This is a genomic window from Rhodoferax sp. RT4P68, assembly GCF_056521305.1.
Genome location: NZ_JBWMBB010000001.1, coordinates 622,692 through 642,330, shown reverse-complemented (window position 1 = coordinate 642,330; position 19,639 = coordinate 622,692). Strand labels below are relative to the sequence as shown.

General features: G+C 70.1%; 11 protein-coding genes. 1 reads left to right on the top strand and 10 read right to left on the bottom strand.

Annotation, left to right across the window (positions count from 1 at the left end; genetic code table 11):
- Positions 1-86: 86 nt before the first annotated feature.
- Positions 87-1,343 (top strand): tyrosine--tRNA ligase, encoded by a 1,257-nt coding sequence (tyrS, locus tag AC099J_RS02945; protein WP_479613697.1) that lies wholly within the window; start codon positions 87-89, stop codon positions 1,341-1,343.
- A gap of 12 nt (positions 1,344-1,355) precedes the next feature.
- On the opposite strand, the gene AC099J_RS02940 is transcribed toward tyrS, so the two are convergent.
- The 10 genes from AC099J_RS02940 to fusA form a co-directional block, all read right to left on the bottom strand.
- Positions 1,356-2,828 (bottom strand): hypothetical protein, encoded by a 1,473-nt coding sequence (locus AC099J_RS02940; RefSeq protein ID WP_479613696.1) that lies wholly within the window; start codon positions 2,826-2,828, stop codon positions 1,356-1,358.
- Positions 2,825-3,403 carry an SCO family protein gene (locus AC099J_RS02935; protein WP_479613695.1) on the bottom strand — a complete coding sequence of 193 codons (579 nt, stop codon included), beginning with the start codon at positions 3,401-3,403 and terminating at the stop codon, positions 2,825-2,827. Before AC099J_RS02935 ends, AC099J_RS02940 begins: the two co-directional genes overlap by 4 nt.
- Before the next feature lie 71 nt (positions 3,404-3,474).
- The gene (locus AC099J_RS02930; RefSeq protein ID WP_479613694.1) at positions 3,475-4,068 is read right to left on the bottom strand and encodes an SCO family protein; all 594 of its coding nucleotides are present in this window, start codon (positions 4,066-4,068) and stop codon (positions 3,475-3,477) included.
- 8 nt (positions 4,069-4,076) lie between these two features.
- On the bottom strand, positions 4,077-6,002 hold the full coding sequence (locus tag AC099J_RS02925; protein ID WP_479613693.1) for a hypothetical protein: 1,926 nt from the start codon (positions 6,000-6,002) through the stop codon (positions 4,077-4,079).
- Positions 5,999-13,771: a hypothetical protein gene (locus AC099J_RS02920; RefSeq protein WP_479613692.1), complete on the bottom strand. Its 7,773-nt coding sequence runs from the start codon at positions 13,769-13,771 to the stop codon at positions 5,999-6,001. Before AC099J_RS02920 ends, AC099J_RS02925 begins: the two co-directional genes overlap by 4 nt.
- Positions 13,772-13,956: 185 nt before the next feature.
- Positions 13,957-14,676 carry an ankyrin repeat domain-containing protein gene (locus AC099J_RS02915; RefSeq protein WP_479613691.1) on the bottom strand — a complete coding sequence of 240 codons (720 nt, stop codon included), beginning with the start codon at positions 14,674-14,676 and terminating at the stop codon, positions 13,957-13,959.
- Positions 14,631-15,122: a GlcG/HbpS family heme-binding protein gene (locus AC099J_RS02910; RefSeq protein WP_479613690.1), complete on the bottom strand. Its 492-nt coding sequence runs from the start codon at positions 15,120-15,122 to the stop codon at positions 14,631-14,633. Before AC099J_RS02910 ends, AC099J_RS02915 begins: the two co-directional genes overlap by 46 nt.
- A gap of 161 nt (positions 15,123-15,283) precedes the next feature.
- On the bottom strand, positions 15,284-15,913 hold the full coding sequence (locus AC099J_RS02905; RefSeq protein WP_479613689.1) for a response regulator transcription factor: 630 nt from the start codon (positions 15,911-15,913) through the stop codon (positions 15,284-15,286).
- Positions 15,910-17,469 carry a sensor histidine kinase gene (locus AC099J_RS02900; protein ID WP_479613688.1) on the bottom strand — a complete coding sequence of 520 codons (1,560 nt, stop codon included), beginning with the start codon at positions 17,467-17,469 and terminating at the stop codon, positions 15,910-15,912. The genes AC099J_RS02905 and AC099J_RS02900 overlap by 4 nt, the downstream gene beginning before the upstream one ends.
- Positions 17,470-17,504: 35 nt before the next feature.
- A complete protein-coding gene (gene fusA, locus AC099J_RS02895; protein ID WP_479613687.1) occupies positions 17,505-19,613 on the bottom strand; it encodes an elongation factor G in 2,109 nt (702 codons plus the stop codon).
- Positions 19,614-19,639: the final 26 nt, after the last annotated feature.

Here is a 19,639-nt window from a genome sequence, read left to right as displayed (position 1 = left end):
TCGTCTTACAGCGCAACCTAAAATTGCTGACAAAACCGCGAGCAAGTATAGCGACGTCATCCGCCCGCAACAAATGGAAAACCCTCATGGCTCAACCCTCTAACAGTTTGCCTGGTCCCGCAGCACCTATTTCCGAGGGTGTTCAGCAGGCCCTGGCCGTCACGCTGCGCGGCGTCGATGAGCTGATTCCGCAGGCCGACTGGGTCCGCAAACTGCAAAAGTCCGAAGCCAGCGGCCAGCCGCTGCGCATCAAGCTGGGCCTGGACCCGACCGCGCCCGACATCCACATCGGCCACACCGTGGTGCTGAACAAGATGCGCCAGCTGCAGGACCTGGGGCACACCGTCATCTTCCTGATCGGCGACTTCACGACCACCATCGGCGACCCGTCTGGCCGCAACAGCACGCGCCCGCCGCTCACCCGCGATCAGATCGAGGCCAACGCGCAGACCTACTACCAGCAGGCCAGCCTGGTGCTGGACCCGAGCAAGACCGAGATCCGCTACAACAGCGAATGGAGCGACCCGCTGGGCACGCGCGGGCTGATCCAGCTGGCGGCCAAGTACACGGTGGCCCGCATGATGGAGCGCAACGACTTCCATGACCGCTTCCACGCCGGCACGCCGATCAGCGTGCATGAGTTTCTCTACCCGCTGATGCAGGGCTACGACTCGGTCGCACTCAAGAGCGACCTGGAACTGGGCGGCACCGACCAGAAGTTCAACCTGCTCATGGGCCGCCACCTGCAGGCCGAATACGGGCAGGAGCCGCAATGCATCCTGACCATGCCGCTGCTCGAAGGTCTGGACGGCGTGGAGAAGATGTCCAAGAGCAAGAACAACTACATCGGTATCTCGGAGGCGCCCAACACCATGTTCGCCAAGGTGCTGTCGATCAGCGACGTGCTGATGTGGCGCTGGTACACGCTGCTGTCGTTCCAGAGCGAGGCGCAGATCGAGAAGCTGAAGGCCGAGGTCGAGGCCGGGCGCAATCCCAAGGATGCCAAGGTCGCGCTGGCCAAGGAGATCACAACGCGCTTCCACAGCGCGCAGGCGGCGGAAGCGGCGGAGCAGGATTTCGTCAACCGCAGCAAGGGCGGCGTGCCCGATGAAATCCCCGAGTTGCAAGTGCCGCTGGCCGAAGGCGGCGCGCCGCTGGGCATCGGCGCGCTGCTGAAGGCGGCCGGCCTGGCGGCTTCCAGTGGCGAAGGCAACCGGCTCATCGACGGAGGCGGGGTGCGTGTGGATTCCAGCGTGGTCAGCGACAAGGGCTTGAAGCTGGCCGCCGGCAGCTATGTGGTGCAGGTGGGCAAGCGCAAGTTCGCACGCGTGACGCTGGGCTAGTGCCCGCGCCGGTCATCGCCCGCCGGCTGGCCGGTCGATGCTGACCATCGGCAGCACCACGCGCGGCGGCTGGTCCGGGCTGAACTCCAGCACCGTCCAGGCCGTGGAGGCGCCGTAGCCGGCGGCATCGTCGCGCGGCAACTGCCATTCCCAGCCGCCTTCGGCGCGCAAGCGCCCCTGCCGGGCCAGCGCCTGCTGCCACTGCGCGCGCGTGGCCGGAGCGCCGTCGCCTAACGCGGCGTCGGCGCTGAGGCAGGCGGCCTCGGCCCAACGCTGGGCCAGCGGGCGCGGCGGTGTGCCGGGATACGGATGGGCGCGCCAGCGCCGCGCACCGGGGGCCGGCAGGTCGGCCAGGGGTTGCAACCACCAGCCGGGTGAGGGTGCGGCGGTTTCGTCCAGCCACAGACCAGCTTCGCCGGCCCGGAGCTGCGGTGTGGCCAGGCGCCGCCACTCCAGGCGCTGACCGCTGGCCAGCAGCACGGTGGCGGCGATCCGGGCCAGCGCCGCGCCCAGGGCATGGCCCTGCGCGCCCGGTCCGACCCAGACCGCCAGCGGCGCCGCAGCCGGGCGTCGTTGCAGCCAGGCGTCAAGCAACGCCACGCTGCGGGCTTCGGCGCCGCCGAACAGCCAATGCGTGCCGGCCGGCGCCATCGCCTGCGGGTCGGCCACCAGCGGGAACAGCGCCGGCAGCGGCGGTGCGTCGCCGGCCTCAGGCCGCCAGCCGCGCCAGACCGGGGCCAGCGCGGCGAGCAGATCAGGCTGGGACTGCCAATCACGCCATTGCCGCGCGGCTTCGGCGGGATCTGCGGCCTCCACTTCTTCCAACCGCGCCCGCCCCTGCAGGCGTTCCGCCAAGCAGGCGCGCAGGCGCTGTTGCACGTCGCGCTCGATGGGCGAGGCACCGGCCATGCGGAGCAGCGCTAGGCGCGGGAGCACGCGTGGCGCGCCCTGCGTGGCCAGGGCTTCGACATGGTGGGCCAAGACACCGAGCGCGGCCTCGTCGATGTCGAAGCGGGGCATGGCTGCGGCCAACACGCGGCCGTCTGCTGCGCGGCCTTCGCGCACCGCTCGCGCCAGGCGCGTGCGGGCCTGGGCGCGCACGCTCTCGTCCGGTGACGACCAGGCCGGCCAGCGCAAGTCCGGCGCGCGCTGCCCGCCTTCACCGCCCCCGGTGGCCTGAAGGCCATGGCAGTTGGCACAGGCCACGGCCGCATCGCGCAGCACCCAGCCACCGTCGGCTCCGACGCGGGCCGACAAGCCGGCGCCGCGCTCGTACAACGCCCGGCCTGGGGGTTCGGTCGCCTGAGCGCTCTGATTGGCTGAAGGGCCTGAGTCGGCTTGACCACCTTGGCTGGCCTGGTTGCCGTGCACGGCCTGGGCGCAGCCGGCGGCCAGCAGCAGGGCCACCGTCGGGAGCCGCAAGCGGATCACGGTGCTCCACAGACTCGCCTGCTGCGAGGTCCGGGTCAGAGCAAGCCCGCTCAAAGGACGCGCTGCAGTTGCTGCGCCAGCGCCTGCGGGCTGCCATCGGGCCGCAGCTTGGCCCAGTGCCCGGATGCGGCGCGGCCGGCAATCAGGCCCGTCTGGTGGGCGTCCGGCGTGTCGACCCACAGGCCCAGGCGCGACAGCACGCGCTGCACATCGGCCGGCTGGCCACCGAGAAAGCGCCAGCCCGGCACGTCTGCGCCCTGGCGCTGCGCGAAGCGCTTGAGCTCGTCCGGCCCGTCGTTCAGCGGGTCCACGGTGATCGACAGGAACCAGATGTCGGTACCAAAGCGCGGTCCCAGCAGATCGCGCACCTGCATGAGTTGCTGGGTCAGCAGCGGGCAGGCCGAGGAGCAGCCGACAAACGCAGCGTTGACCAGCACCGCGCGTGGCGCCAGCAGGTCGCTGAAGAAGGCATGGCGGCGGCGGTCCTGGTCGACGAGGGGCGTGTCGGTGAACCAGGCCTTGCCGCGTGCGCCGCGCTGCGACGCGGGGTCGTCCTGCGCGGTCGCGCACAGCGCGGCCGGCAGCACCAGGCCGAGACACAGGGCGTGCATCGCGGTGCGCCTGCTCATCGTGTCTGCGGCACCTTCGGCGCAGCTGCGCTCGTGACCCGTGACGGCCTCTCCTCGTCCACGCGCCACCTTCATGACCGCCCCCGACCTGGCGCGAGCGCCTGTTCGAGCTGCGCCATGTCCGGCAGCCCCACGATGCGCCGCGGCGCCTGGGCGGTGCCTGCCAGCCAGAGCGGGCCGTGCGCGCTCGGGTCGCCGCCGCCATCTGCGCCCAGCGCGTCCAGCGTGCGGAACATCACCTCTGGCCGGCCAGTCAGCCACCACCAGTGCGGCCCGGGCTCGAAACGGCTGGCAAAGGCCTGCAGCCGAGGCGGGTCGTCGTTGAGCGGGTCGATCGACAGCGAGATCAGCACCAGATCGCGGCCCAGCCGTGGCGCCAGCCGCTCCTGCAACTGCGCCAACATGGCCGACTGCACGCCGCAGATGCTGGTGCAGGTGGTGAACACGAAGTTGACCAGTGCCAATCGGTCCCGCCAGATGTCGCTGCGCAGCCGCAGCGGCCGGCCGTCGCGGTGCAGCAGCAGGCTGTCGGGCACCGTCGGGCTGGCGGGCCAGGCTGGCGCGGCAACCAGCGCGGCTGTGCCAGCGGCCAGCGCCAGGCAGCGGCGGCGACTGATCGGTTCCGAGATCGGGCGGTTGACAGGGCGGCTGATGGACATGGTCATGGGATGCGTCATGGCGCCTCAGCGGCGCGGATAAAGCTGGTGTAGCCCCAATGCGCGCGGGCACCGGGCGGCGGACTGGGGTGCACGTACCACAGGCCGGCCGCCAGGGCAGGAAGCTCGGCCCGGTAGCGCCCCTGACCCTGCGCGCGCGCCAGCACCTGCACGCCGGTCGCGCCCGGCTGGAACAGACGCAGCGACACGGCGGCGGGCAGTGCGTCGTCGGGCGTGCCGTCGATGCGCAGCGCCAGCACCCCGTGCGCCACCGGCAACTGCTCCCAGGCCAGCTGCCAGCCGGGCGCTGGCGCGGCCGGTCCCGCAGCCAGGCTGAGCGCGGTGCACTGGCGCGTGCGTGGCGATTCGGTGGCCACGGCCAACATCAGCTGCGTGGCGGCCGGCAGCGTGAACTGAGCCTCGTACACGCCGGGTGTGGTCTCGCGCAAGCCGCGCCGCGCGATGCGCACGGCACGCAGCTCGTGCCCACGCGCCGAGACGCTGCCGGCGGGCGCGTTCATGCCCTCCATGTAGAAGTAGATGGCGTTGTCGCCGGGGCTGGCGATGAAGCTGCCGCTGCCGTCCGTCATCGCGGCCTGCGGCGCGGCCAGCGGCAACTGCGGCGTGCGGCCGGGCGCGCGCTCGCCCATGGCGATGGGCTGCACGCGCGGCGTCTCGGCCAGAGAAGGCCAGGCGATCAGCGACACCGCTTCGGTGTCCAGTGCACGCACGTAGGCATAGCCCGGCGTGGCGCCGAGGTCGTAGGGTCGACCGCTGACGGGAATGCGGTGCGCATGGCGAAAGGAGGCCAGGTCGACCACGTCGACCTGATGCCGCGCCGGGTTGGCCACCAGCAGCCAACGGCCGTCGGGCGAAAGCAGCATGGGCCCGATGCCGCTGGACAGGGCCAACGTGCCCTGCGGCTGGCCCCGGTGGTCGAAGGCGTGCAGCACGCCGGCCCGCGCCTCGGCCACGACGAAACGGCGCCCCGCCGCGTCGAACACCACGTTCAGCGGCATCGCCCCCTGCCCGCCCGTGGCCGGCAGCGGCGCGCGGCGCACCACCTGCAGGGTGTTGGGGTCGATGAACACCACCTCGTCGGCCTCGCGCTGCGCAACAGCCACCCAGCCGGCCGGGTCGAAGGCCATTTCCACATGGCCACGCGCCAGCGGCAGCCAGTGCTGGCGGTGCGGCGCGGCAGCTTCGACCACGGCAATGCCGCCGGTTGCAGCGTGCACGGCACTGCCCGGCGCACGGTACGTTGCCCCGCCCGCCGCACTCTGGCTCGCCTGCGACACGCCAGCCCACACGCGCGCGCCGCCAGGCTCCACGCGCACGCGGCCGGGCGCACCCGGCAGCACGATGGGCGGCAGCGTGCGCAGCGCGTCCAGATCGGCCAGCGCGAGCGCATTGGCGCTGGGCACGCTGACCCACAGCAGCCGCTCGTCCGGCGTCGCCGCCCAGTCGAAGCCCGGGCCGGGCAGCGTGAGCGTGGCGCGCAGGCTGGTCTTGCCGGCAAACTGCACACGCGGGTCCAGCACCGAGATGCTGGCGTCGGCGTTGAGCGCGAGCACGTCGTAGCCGTTCAGGTCGGCCAGCGACTGCGGGTTCAGCCCGGTGCCGCGCGCGTAGCGGGCCACGCGGCGCTGGCAGGCTGCCGCATCGTCGGCCGGCGCGTCGGTGGTCTGCAGCGCGTCCAGCCAGATGCCGGGCAGCGTGCGCACCGGGGCGCCGTCGTCGCTGCCGGTGACAGTGGCGCGCAGCCGCGCGGGGGCGCCGGCGCGCAGGCCGGCCGCGTCCAGAGGCTCCAGGCTCAGCGTGACGCGCAGGCCGTCCTGGTCGAGCTGGTGCTGCCACGCCGGGGGTGCTGCGAGCACAGAGGCGGCGAGCAGACCCGCCACGCTCGCCAGCACGCGCCTGTGCAGGAACAGGCGCGGCCTCATTGGCATGAGGTCCTCAGACCATGGCGCAGGCGCAGTGGCACGGCACGTGGGCCGACGCGCATCGTCGCCCACAGCCCGCTGGTGACACCGAAGCCGCCGATGTCGCGCAGCAGGTAGTCGCCGGCAGTGCCCTGAAAGCCGCCCGCGCTCTCCAGCAACCAGTCGAAATGGGCGCTCGGCGAGATGCTGTCCTGCGCGCCGGTGTACATGCCCAACGCGTTGCGGCCTTGGCATTGGCTGTGCGTGCGCAGTGTGGACGCCGGCTCGGAACTGGCCAAGTGCAGGCCACCCTGCAGCCGCACGGCGGGGCCGGGGCGTCGGTACAACGGCATCTCGTGCAGCTTCGGGCCCAGCGCGCCGTCCGGCATAGGGTGCTGCAGGGTAGGGTCGCTCAGGTACGGGTCGCGCAGCCAGCCATGGCCGTGTAGCGCCATGGTGCTGCCGCGGCCCACGCCGGTGGGCATCAGCATGCGCAATCTCGCCTGCGCAAATGCGGGCACCGTGAACACCGGTGTCGCGGGCGCGCCCTGCAGGTGGCTGCCGCGCGGCGGTAGCAGCTGCGGCTGCATCGGCGCGCCGGCGCCGGGCGACGTGCAGCAGGTGTCGGCAAAGCCCTCGTGGGAATGCTCCAGCGCACCGAAGCCTTCGCCCTTGTGCGCCACCGGGCTGCCGGGTGTGGATTCACTGTTCATTGAGGGGCCCGCACCGAAGTCGGCCGAGGGGTCGATGCCGAAGCGGAACCACAGCGGCTCGCTGGCGTAGTTGATGCCCATCTGCCCGGCATCGTGCGCGTCCTCCGGGGCGAAGCGCTCGAACGGCATGCGGTCGGACTCGCGCTCCGCGGCCAGCGGCCCCACGGCGGAGGAGCGGCCCTGTGCACGCGTGCCGTAGCGAAGGTTCAGACCCTTCTGATGCACGGTCACCAGATCGCGGAAGTAGTGCAGTTGCGGCTTGCCCTCCTCGTCGTGCGCCGGGTGGTAGACATCGGCCGTCGCCCGCGTAGCGCGCGCTGGGCCGCCGTTCTGCCGGTCGGGGGCTTTGTCGTCCACGCTTTCCAGCCACAGGCTGCGACGCGGTTCGATGACCAGCGCACCGACGGCCGCCTTCTGCCCCTGCTTGATCCGGTCCGGTGGCGAGAGGTTGGTGCCACCGAACTCGATGTCAGCATAGGCACAGGGATCCGCTTGCAGCAGGCGTGTCGTTCTGGCGTCGATCGGCTTGTGCTTGCTCCAGTTCCCCCGCCATGTCTTCAGCGCCTCCAGCTCCCGCTGGCGCAACGCCTGGCTCTCATGCAACACGCGCAGTTCGGACTCGGCGCGAGCCAGTGGCTGGCGCACATCCTGCCCGCTGGCGCCCGCAGCGCGCAGGCGCTGCACAGTGGCCGTGGCGGCGTCGAGCGGGCGGCCCGCGTTCTCCTGCTCGCGCAGCAGCCGTGTCTCGAGCGCCGCATAGTCGTGCGCACCGCCGTCCGGGTCGGCATCGTCGTCCACGCCGGGCGCCAGGAACACGGCACTGAGCGCCAGCCGGGCGGCCAGCGCGTCCAGTCGCTCAGCCGTCTGCGCCGCCAGCAGGCTGTTGCGCGCAGTCACCGTGAGCCGCGGGCTGGTGCTGGCAAGGGCCGACTTCAGGCTGGCCACGATCGGCTCGTGCAGCGGCGTGGCGCAGCGCAGTGGCAGCACGCCCTGAGCGCCCGCGTCCCCGCCCAGGCGCGCGCGCAGTGCCTGCAGGCTGTCGAAAGCGGCCGCGTCGGGATAGGTCGGCACGTTGTCGGGTGCCAGCACCGTGCCGCCTTCGACACGCTGCAGCGCGGCCACCTGCGCGCGCAGCGCGGGCTCGGCCAACTGGGCGACGGCCTTAGGCTGCAGGTCGTGCAGGCACGCCACCACTTCCTGCCGCTTGACATCGGTGTCCAGCGTGCTGCCGAGCTGGGTCAGGAAGCTCGCGAGGTAGCGGTGGTAGTCGGCGGCGCTCACGCCCTGCCAATCTGCCGGCGCGCCGCTGCGCACAGTCAGGTCCGCTGCCTTCAATCCCGGCTGCAGCTTCTGCAGTGCGACGGTGGCCCGGTTGCTCAGTGCGATGCGGCGCGGCCCTGGGCGCTCGCTGGTCGCGCGCGCAGCGGCAAGTCGCAGCGCATCGGTGGTGTCGTCGTCCGCCGGCGACATGGCGCCGTCCTGGCCGCGCAGCAGCACATCCAGGCTGCGCGTCAACGCCACCACGTCGAAGCCCTGATTCGGCGGCCGCACGAGCAGCCTCTGCTCGACCCCAGGCACGGCCTTCCACGACCGCGCCAGCCATGCTGGCAACTGGCGTTCGTCGACACGGTAGACATGGCGGCGGTAGAAGACCAGGTCGTCGAAGTTGCCGGCCTCGACCTCGCGCAGGCATTGCGGCACCGCCTGCTGCGGCGCGAGTTCGCCCGCGTACCACTGGTACAGAACGCTGTGGCCGGGCCGCGCCAGCGACACGCTGTTGAAGCCAACGGCCGATGCGTCGCTCAGCTGCGTGTCATAGAGCACCATCTGTGGGTGCAGACCGATGCGGTTGGACGGCCGCACATGGTTGTTGTTGAACGAGGCGTGCTCGCTCTCGCCCGTACTGTCCTTTTTGGGCATCAGCATGCTCAGCGTGGTGTGCCCGGCCAGGTCGGGCATGTTCTGGCGCGCCACCGGCAGCCGGTTGTCCAGCCGCACTTCCACACACTCGCCGGCGGCAGCGCGCAGCACCACCGGCTCGAGCGGCGCCGTAGGCTTGAGCCGATAGGTCTTCGCATCGATGTCCTCATGGCGCACGATCAGGATCGCCGTCGGGCCGTGCAGCGGCCCGACGCCCAGCACCGAGGTCTGCAGCGGCGTCGTGCCCGTGAGCAGTTCGTCCTTGGCAAAGCTCTGCAGCGTGATGCGGTTGCGGTGTGGGTTGTAGACCAGCGAGCCGCCATCGGAACGCAGGCCACGCTTGGCCGGCACGCTGACGTTGGCCGCTGGCGGCAGCAGATCGTTGGCCAGGCCGGCCACCAGGTGGTAGGCCCGCACGCGCGCACCGGCAGGGCATGCGGCCCGCCCCAGCACGGCAACATGCGGCCTGCCCGAAGGCGGCGCGCCCTTGTGGGCGCTGGGCGCGTACAGCAACGTGGGCAGCGGGTTGGCGGGCAGCAGCGCCAGCTGGTCCTGGTCGTCGCGCTGGCGCGCGTTGACATCGGGCGCCGGATCGCGCCGCTCCAGCGTGCGGACCATACCCCACACGCCGTTCCACAGCCCGTCCTGGCTGGTGTCCACGGCATACAGCCGATCAGTGCTGTTGAGGAGGTCGTTGGACCAGTGGTCGGTGATGCGCGTGGACAGCGTGAACTGCTCGGACAAGCCGATGTTCTGCGAGCCGCGCCAGCCTGAATGCGGCGACTGCCCATAGCCGCTGCCGGCCTGCAGCCACTTCAGTCCGTTGATGGCGCCCGTATGCTCGTGCTCATGCGAGCCGGCCTGGATCTTGATGCGGACCATGTCACCCGAGTACGCGCGCAGGATGGGCGTGAACGGGTCACCGGGGCGCACATCGTGCGTAAGCGGGGTGTACGGCGTGTCGCCATGCACCAAGTTCAGCGCCGCGATCTGCCGATCGACCCGGCTCTTGAACGCCAGTGCCAAATCGCCAGCGCCGCCGATGGACTGCTTGGCCTGCCCGGGACCGGGCATGTCCACCGTGTTGCCGTCCAGGTTCAGCACGCGCGCGGCCACGGGCTCTTGCCGGTAGTTGACCACCATGGTGCCGATGTCATCGGCCGAGATGATCTCAGGGCACGGCCTTGGCACACGGTCCGGCAGCTTGGCGGCGGGGTAGCTCTCGATGCTGTCGTCGGCCTTGCGCCGCTTCAGGTCGAAGGTCGTCGCATGTTCCTGGTTCACGCCGCCGGGGCAGGTATCAGGCAACGCCACGACATCGGGAAAGTTCGGCGAGGACGGCTTGCGGAACGATGGCGTGACGGCCTTGCGGAAGGCCTGTTGGTTGGCCGGGTCGTCCTTGGGCACGAGCATGCCTCGCGCGTCCAGTCCCCGGAACTCGGACTTGCGGTACGCATGCTGGAAGTCGCCGAACTGCAGGAAAAATTCGCGGTGCGATTCGTGTTCCTTCTCATTGGCCGAGCGGATCACTGCCTGCCAGCTGGTCGGCCCGCCGTCGCAGCGACGCGCTGGCCCCCAGGTGTTCGGGTCCAGGTCGTTGCAGGCCACCAGCGCGGGCTGGTTGCGGTTGTAGAGCAATTCGTTGCTCTCGTTGTGTACCCAGGTCGATTCCGGTGGCTCGGTCAGCATGGTCGCGTACAGCCCCACCTGCTGGTGCGTGGACGGGCCCAGGTGGTCGTGCGTGAAGGTGATGCCCAGGCCCCGGTGCACATGCTCCTTGTTGACGATGGGGTCGGAGAACCAGCGCTGGATGGTGGTGCGGGCGCCCAGCCAGTCGCACACGCCGGGGCGCCCCAGGCCGGAGGCGTCGCGGTTGTGAAAAACGTCGTAGCCGTACTTGTCCCAAGCCTCTGAACAGTTCTTGGCCTCGGCGTATCGATCGGGGATGTTGCCTTGGAACGCCCCCGGCTTGTCATCGACCAAACCGAGCGTTCCGAAGTAATAGTGTGGCTGCGGCTTCAAAGGGTCTTTGGCCTGGCCGGTGTAGGGGTTGGGCACTGCATACCCGTTGGCTTCATTCCACTTGTTGATCGCATGAATGCGCTGGCGCACCATGCCGGGCGAGAAGGTGCCGTCCTCGTAGTTCCAGCCGTTGGCCGAGCCGTCGGCCGAGGGCAGGTCCCACTTGGGCAAGTGGATGTGCTGGCCGATCACGTCGGTAGGCGTGCGCACCTGGTAGTCGTCCATCTCGTATTCCTTGGGCACGAGATTGGTGTGCAGGTAGCGCGCGCAATCGAAGGTGTTCATGCGCATGACCAGCGGCTCGGGCGGGCGCGGATTCGGAACCCTGTCTGCCCCAGGCAGCGTGCGGAATCCTGTCGCCAGCGTCGCTTCCACGTCCTCCCACAGCGTCAAGATGCGCTGCTGCGGGTAGTGGTCGCCCAGCTTGTTGATGGTCACATCGAGCTGGATGTTGGCGCCTTTGTAAATGCGAGGCGTCTCGGCGTTGAAGTCACTCTTGCCTGGCAGACTGGTTTTGCCGTCGCTGCCGTAGTAGTGGCCAGGCGCTCCGGCGGTCAGCGTCTGGCGCCGGTCGTCCATGCAGGGCTCGAAGAACGGCGCGCCGGCCACGCGCTTGCCGCCGTTGGTCTCGAACCGTGCCGCCTGGACCGCGCCGCCGGGCAGCACCGCCACACTGGAATGTGACGGCTTTTCGTGGAACTCCATGGCGAGCTTCTCGAGTTCGGTGCCGGCTTCGTCGAAGTACTGCGGCTTGGCCTTCTTTTCTTTCTTGCTGGCGTCCAGCCGCGTGAAACTGTCCTCGGACTCGCTGCCGGCCGAGTAGCCGTAGACCGCATGGCGCGGCACCCCGCCATCGGCGCCGCCCACGCGGCGGTCCATGTCCAGCGGCGGCGTGGTCGGGCGCGAGCCCACGGTGTGCTCGATGCCGGCGATAAAGAACGGGTAGCCCGGGTTGCGCGCCCGGTCCGTCACGTCGGCCAGAGAACCGAGGGGCTGGCGGTTGTGGATCGACTTGGCCGGGTTGGGCTTGACTTGCACGGCGCCTGGCATGGGCGCCATCGCCTTGCCCGGCAGCGGCACCACGGCCGGGATCGGGGTGCCGGCCACCAGCTCGCCGTCGGGCAGCGCGCGGGCGCCCTTGGCCGGTGTGCCGTCGGCCAACCCGAAAGGCTTGCGGTGGATGCGATCAGGCGCACCCTGGCTGACCTGCAGAGCACTGCCCGCCTCGAACGTATCGTGGATGCGCCACAGGTACCACATGCCCTGCGCGAAGTGCGGGTAATAGTGGCAGTGAAACACCGCATCGCCCGCGCTCTTGTTGCGGTTGCCCGAGCCGCCGAAGGCGATCTCATAGGTATAGCCCGAGCCTGGTCCGATGGCCTGCGCGTCGATGTAGTTGGAGTTGTCGTCGTTGGGGTTGAACAGCCACTGGTGGTTGTGCAGATGGAAGATGTGCTGTTCCTTGCCGGTGTGCAGGTTGCGGAACTTGACGAAGTCGCCGATGTAGCTGTGGTGCACGTTGGCAGGGTCGTGCGGGTAGTAGGCTTTCTCCGCCTTGGGCCCGCGCAGCGGCACGCCGGGCATGCGCTTGTCCAGATCTTCAGCCAGCTTCTTGAGCTGCGACTCCACACCGTCTGCAAAGTGACCATGCAGGTTCACGCCGACCAGGTCCGGTGTGGCTTCGCCCCGCACCGTCTTCTGCTCGCCAGGCACCAGCTGCTCCAGGCCCAGGTTGGCAGGCTTGTCGACCAACAGCGCCGGGTCGCCCACAGTGAACGACGACAGGAAGAACTCTTCGAACGCGCAGTCCACGCAGTCGCTCATGGGGCCGACGCCGAGGCGGTTGGCCACGACCTCGGCGCCCACACCGGCGCTGCCGTAATTGATCATGAAGGCGTCGCGCACGCCGTGCAGCGTGTGGCCCAGCACCGGGTGCTCGAACAGCCCCGGGAAGGCCTGGGCGGCGGCGTTCTCGTCATGGAACACGCTGACGAATTCGCGGAACGGCTCCAGCCGGTTCGGCAGGCTGGGATTGGTGACGCCGGTGGATTCCAGCGGATAGGTGCTGGACGGGAAGCCACCGTCTTTGTTCGGACCAATGACGATGGCGTTGACGTCGCCATGCACCACGCGGCGCACGCCGTTGCGGACGTCCAGCATCGCCAGGATGGGCAGCCCGGCCTTGCCCTCCTTCGACCACGGCGCGCCGACGGGGTAGCGGGCCTCGTAGTTGACGATGGGCTGGCCCGGGCTGTCGCCCTCGGCGGTGCAGGCGCGCTGCTGGTCGTGCGCGCAAGCCTTCACGTTTTGCCCGACCAAGACTGGGTCGGTCCGCAGTCGGGTCGCCAGCCGAAGCTCCTCCTCCGTCACCTGCCCCCGGTACGCGCGCCCGCCTATCGGGTGCACCGCCACCGCACCGAACAGGCCCGTGCCGCTGGTGCCGGCCGTGCCCTCACCGCCGAACGCAGCACCGGGATTGGTGACCAGGAAGCTGCCTTCGGCAGGCGCGAAGAAGGTGTAGGTCTTGCTCTCGCCCGGTGCGGCCAAACTGGACGAGTTAACGCCGACATGCGAGGCGTCCGACGCGATGCTGCCCACCAGTTGCAAGCCGTTGGGGTGGAAGCCCACGCGCCGGCTGGCGACCTGGTCGTCGATGTCCATGTTCGGATCGTCCGAGCGCTGGTCCATTGGATGATCAGCGGCCAGCAGTGGCCGCTTGTGCGCCTCGAACGGGTTGGAGATGGTGCTCAGCAGGTTCGTGAACCGCACCTGCAGGCACTCGCCGGCCGCCAGCCGCAGCACCAGCGGACGCGGGCGCAGGTCGGGCCGCAGCGTGACCGTTGGCTGGCGCTTCAGCCGCAGCGCCTGGCGCGCGGCCTCCAGATCGGCCTCGTCGGCTGGGCGCGCCGCCTTGCCTGGCTCGCGCACCACCAGGTCATGCCGCAGCGCATACATCTGCCAGTTGACGTTCTGCGCGCCGAGCCGGTTGAACACCATGGGCATGTCGATGGCCACAACATCCGCATGCACGGTGTTCTCGGCATGGCAGCCCGTTGCCTGGGCCCAGGCTACGGGCTGCCATGAAAGCAAGGCGGCAGCCAGCCAGGCGGCGCGACCGGTGGGAAAGGCTTGCATCGGAATCCTCCTCTCGTTCGCGGCATCCTGCGACGCGGAGGCAAACGCAAAAAGCCGAATCGTGCAAACCATCCGCAACGCAAAGGACGCCGCTCTGTATCAATTGCAAGCACTTGTGAGTTCAGGCGAATGGTGGGTGGAGCGCCCAGAAACCTGCGCGCTGTTCAACCCACGAAGTGAGCCGTTCACCGCGCTCCCGCCCGCTCCAGCATCGCCACCATGGCCGCAAAGCCGCGCGCACGGGCCAGCGCCAGCGGCGTGTGGCCCTGGCGGTCGGCCAGCTGCAGGTTGGCGCCCGCCGCGATCAACGCGGCCAGCGTCTGCTGGTGGCGCGGGCCACCATCGCCCAGCACCACGGCCTCGATCACGGCCGTCCAGTGCAGGTTGTTCACATGGTCCAGCGGCGCGCCGGCCGCAATCAATTGCTGCACCACACCGGCATGGCCCAGGTGCGCGGCGGCGATCAAGGCCGTACCGTCGTAACGGCTGGTGACCTGCTTCGCACTGGCGCCCAGCGACAGCAGCAGGCGCAGCGTGTCCTCGTCGCCCGCCACTGCGGCAATGGTGACGGCGTCGTAGCGGTCGTGCTCCAGCGCGTTCAGGTCGGCGCCCGCTGCGGCCAGGCGGCGGATGGCCGCGTGCTCGCGCGCGAACGTGGCGACATGCAGGGCAGTGCGGCCATGGCTGTCGCGCGCCCGGGTGTCGGACTTGGCGGCCAGCAGCCGGTCTAGCTTCGCCACATCACCCCGCTGCGCCGCGGCCAACAGGCCTGTGTAGCGCGCTGCCTCGTCGGCGCCCGGCGCGGTCTGCGCAAGAGCGCCCAAAGCCGAGGCCAGCAGGCCGACCGCGAGCAGGCGTTTCACTTCAGCAGGTCCTGCACCTTGGCGATGGCGGCCACGGCGCATTGCTCGTCCAGATGCCCACCCGGCGCGCCGCCGACGCCGACGGCGCCGATGGTCTCGTTGCCGACCTTGATCGGCACGCCGCCGCCCAGCAGCAAGAAGCCCGGCAAATGGACCAGGTTGGCCGCGCCGGGGTTCTTCTGCGCGCCTTCCATCATGGCCTGTGTCGGGCTCTTGGCGGACGCCGAGGTCCAGGCCTTCTGCTGGCTGGACGCCAGGGTGTGGGGGCCCGCGTTGTCGGCGCGCTGCACGGCACGCACGCCGCCGGCATGGTCGACCACCGTCGCGGCCACGGCGTAGCCGTTGGTCGCGCAGGCGGCGACGGCAGCGGCAGCGATCTGGTTCGCCAGATCCAGCGACATGTTGCGCTCGGTGCGCACGGCCTGGGCGAACGCGCCCTGGGTGGCGAAGGCCAGCAGGCTGGCGGCGAGGAGGGCGGAAATCTTCATGGTGTGTGCGGTCTGTTCAGAGGGTGCGGCGCGGGGTTCGTCGCCGTGCAGTGACTGTAGAAAAAGCGCCCTTGCGCCACCATGCGGGCGGCTACGCCCAGCCCTCCGTAGAACTACGGAACGCCGCAATGACGGGACTGCGGGACTACAGGACGACGGCGCTACGCCGCGTCGGCATCGACCAGGCTGGCGTAGCCGCGGATCAACTGCGCCAGCGACCCGGCCTCCAGCTTGTCGAACAGATGCGCGCGGTGGCTCTCGACCGTGCGTGGCGACAGGCCCAGTGCGCGGCCGATCTCCTTGTTCGTGAGCCCTGCGACGATCAGGCCCAGCACCTCACGCTCGCGCGGCGACAGCTGGGCATAGCGCTCGCGCGCGGCGCGGTCGGCCTGGTGGCGTTCGCGCGAGCGCACGTGCTGGCGGACAGCGTTCTGCAGGGCCTCGATCAGCAGTTCGTCGTCCACCGGCTTTTCCAGGAACTCGGCCGCGCCGGACTTGAACGCACGCCGGCACATCTCCACCGTGCCGTGGCCGGTCAGCAGGATGACGGGCTGGTCCACGCCCTCGTCCACCAGCCGCTGCAGCACGGCCAGGCCGCCGATGCCGGGCATGCGCACGTCCAGCACGATGGCGCCGATGGCCTGGCGGTCAAAGCGCGCCAGAAAGTCCAGCGGGTCGGCCCAGGCCTCGACGCGCAGGCCGATGGTGGCGATCAGCAGCGCCAGCGCTTCGCGCACGGCGGCGTCGTCGTCGATCAGGTGGACCAGCGGCGTGCTGGGGCCGGGGTTCACCGGGAAACCTCGGGGCCGACGGCTTGCGGTGCGGGCCTGTCCGTCCGGCCGGGCGAGGCCGGTGCAGCAACCCCCTCGGCCAACGGCAGGCGCAGGCGGAACACGGCGCCGCGCAAGGCTGTGTGGCCAGCGCTGGCCGGATGGGTCGCGTTGGCCGCGCTCAGGCTGCCGCCCATGCCGCTGGCCAGGCTCTCGCACAGGCTCAGGCCCAGCCCCAGCCCGCCTGGTCGCGTGCTGAAAAAGGGTTCGAACACGTGGGGCAGCACCTCGGGCGACAAGCCAGGCCCGCTGTCGTGCACCTCCAGCACACCCTCGGCCTCTTCACGCGCAAGCGACAGCGCCAGGCGGCGCCCAGCCGCAGGCGTCTGGTCCAGCGCCTGCAGGGCGTTCTGCAGCAGGTTATGCACGATCTGCTCCAGCGCCACCGGGTCGGCCCGCACGCGCACGGCACCGGCCGCGCCGTCCCACTGCAGCGCGACGTCGCGGCGGCGCACTTCGGGCTCCAGCAGGTCCAGCGCCTTGGCCACAGCGGCATGCAGATCCACCGCCTGCAGCTGCGCGCCCAGCTCTGGCCGCTCGACCGCACGGCGCAGCCGGCCCACCACCTCGGACGCGCGGCGCGCCTGCGCCACGGCCTGGCCCATGGCATCGCGCGCCGTGGCGACGTCGGGTGGCTCCTCGGCGATGAGCCGGCGCGCGGCCTGGGTGTTGGCCAAGAGCGCGGTCAGCGGCTGGTTCAGCTCATGCGCCATGCCGGCCGCCAGTTCGCCCAGCGCGTTGAGCCGGCCCACCTGCCCCAGCCGCAGCAGCGCCTCGGCCCGGCGGCGCGCGGCCGCCTGCTGCTGCAGCCAGCGGGCTGCTGCCAGCACTGCCGCCAGGGCTGCAGCCAGCAGCAGCATCTGGCCCCAGGGCAGCTCGGCCCAGCCCACGGTGCGCTCGGCCACCACATCGAAGGGCTGGCTGGCAGCGGCCAGCGTCTTGTGGAAATCGTAGGACCAGCCCCGGTCCGTGAGCTGGCCGGGCTGCAGCGCCAGCCGCTGGCCGCCCAGTGCGAGCGCGATGGCCACCGGGCTGTCCTGCGGCGCCATCGGCCACTCACTCCAGGGCACCATGCTCCGGATGTCGATCTGCAGCGCGTAAGAGGCGGGCTCGGCGGCCAGCACCATGCGGTAGCGGCCCTGGCCCAGATCCACGTCGGCCAGCGCCGGCCGCTTCTCGGCGCGTGACCGCCCTTGCGCCTGACGCAGCGCTGCGTCAGCCCAGGGCGTGGCCGCATCGCTGCGGCTCACCGACAGGATCTGCGGGTACACCGAGGGCAGGCGCGCCAGCGCATCGCCGGCCTGCGATTGCGAAGCCGGCTGCAGCAGCGCGAGCATGGCCAGCACCGCGTCGTGCGCCACCACGCGCTGGCTCAGCAACCGGTGGACGATGCGCGCGTCGGTCTCGAAGGCCGTGTGTTCACGCTCCAGCGCCAGACGCGCCAACCCCACGCCGCCGGCGGCGCTGAGCACCGCCCAGGCCAGCAGCCACCAGAGGAAGGGGGAGCGAGTCCGCATACGCGCATTCTTGCGCAGGCGCCCGCTGGCCAAGCTCAATGCCGCGCAGTCACAACCTTCTCAGCCACATCCTTCGCTGCCTGCGCGTAGTGCCGGAACTCCATGCTGTAGGTCGCCCGCCCCTGCGTCAGCGAACGCAGCGTGGTCGAGTAGCCGAACATCTCCGACAACGGCACCTCGGCGCGCACCAGCTTGCCGGTGCCGCCGGGCAGGTCTTCCATGCCCTGCACCATGCCGCGCCGCCCTGACAGGTCGCCCATCACGTTGCCCATGAAGTCTTCGGGCGTCTCCACCTCGACCGCCATCATGGGCTCCAGCAGCACCGAGCTAGCGCGGCGCAGGCCCTCGCGCAGCGCCATCGCGCCGGCCATACGGAACGCGTTCTCGTTGGAGTCCACGTCGTGGTAGGAGCCGAAGGTGAGCGTGACCTTCACGTCCACCACCGGATAGCCCGCCAGCACGCCGGCCTTCAGCGCCTCGACCACGCCCTTGTTCACGGCCGGGATGAACTCGCGCGGCACCACGCCGCCCTTGATGGCGTCGACGAACTCGAAGCCCTTGCCCTCGGGCTGCGGCTCCAGCTTCAGCACCACGTGGCCGTACTGGCCCTTGCCGCCGGACTGCTTGACGAACTTGCCTTCCACGTCTTCGGCCACCTTGCGGATGGCCTCGCGGTAGGCGACCTGGGGCTTGCCCACGTTGGCCGACACGCCGAACTCGCGCCGCATGCGGTCCACCAGGATCTCCAGGTGCAGCTCGCCCATGCCGGCGATGATGGTCTGGCCCGATTCCTCGTCCGTGCGCACGCGGAACGACGGGTCTTCCTGCGCCAGGCGGTTGAGCGCGATGCCCATCTTTTCCTGGTCGGCCTGCGTCTTGGGCTCCACGGCCTGCGCGATCACGGGCTCGGGGAACACCATGCGCTCCAGCAGCACCACCTTGGCCGGGTCACTCAAGGTGTCGCCGGTCGTCACGTCCTTCAAGCCCACGGCCGCGGCGATGTCGCCGGCGTACACGGTGTCGATCTCTTGCCGCTCGTTGGCATGCATCTGCACGATGCGGCCGATGCGCTCACGCTTGCCCTTGACCGGGTTGTAGACCGTGTCGCCAGACTTCACCACGCCCGAATAGACGCGGAAGAACACCAACTGGCCCACGAAAGGGTCGGTCATGATCTTGAAGGCCAGCGCCGAGAACGGCTCGGCGTCGGACGGATGGCGCTCGACCACGGTCTCGTGCACATGCTCGTCATGGCCGGCAATGGCCGGGATGTCCAGCGGCGAGGGCAGGTAGTCGACCACCGCGTCCAGCATGGCCTGCACGCCCTTGTTCTTGAACGCGCTGCCGGCCAGCATCGGCACGATCTCGCCCGCGATCGTGCGCTGGCGCAGGCCGGCCTTGATCTCGGCCTCGGTCAGCTCGATGCCGTTCAAGTACTTGTCCATCAGCTCTTCGTTGGCCTCGGCCGCCGCCTCGACCATCTTGCTGCGCCACTCGGTGGCCAGCGGCAGCAAGGCGGCCGGGATGGCGCCGTAGGTGAACAGCACGCCCTGGCTGGGTTCGTCCCAGACGATCGCCTGCATCTTCACGAGGTCGACCACGCCCTGGAAGCCTTCTTCGGCCCCCACAGGAATCTGGATCGGCACGGCGTTGCCCTTCAGCCGCTCGCTGATCTGGCGCCGCACGCGGAAGAAGTCCGCGCCCACGCGGTCCATCTTGTTGACGAAGGCCAGGCGCGGCACCTTGTACTTGTTGGCCTGGCGCCAGACGGTCTCGCTCTGCGGCTGCACGCCGCCGACTGCGTCATAGACCATGACGGCGCCATCGAGCACGCGCATGCTGCGCTCGACCTCGATCGTGAAGTCCACGTGGCCCGGCGTGTCGATGATGTTGATGCGGTGCGCCGGGTAGTCGCCTGCCATGCCCTTCCAGAAGGCGGTGGTGGCGGCCGACGTGATGGTGATGCCGCGCTCTTGCTCCTGCTCCATCCAGTCCATGGTGGCGGCGCCGTTGTGCACCTCGCCGAGCTTGTGGTTCACCCCCGTGTAGAACAGGATGCGCTCGGTGGTCGTGGTCTTGCCGGCATCGATGTGCGCGCTGATGCCGATGTTGCGGTAATGCTGGATGGGGGTCTTGCGGGTCATGGCAGTCTCACTGCTGAGTGGGACCG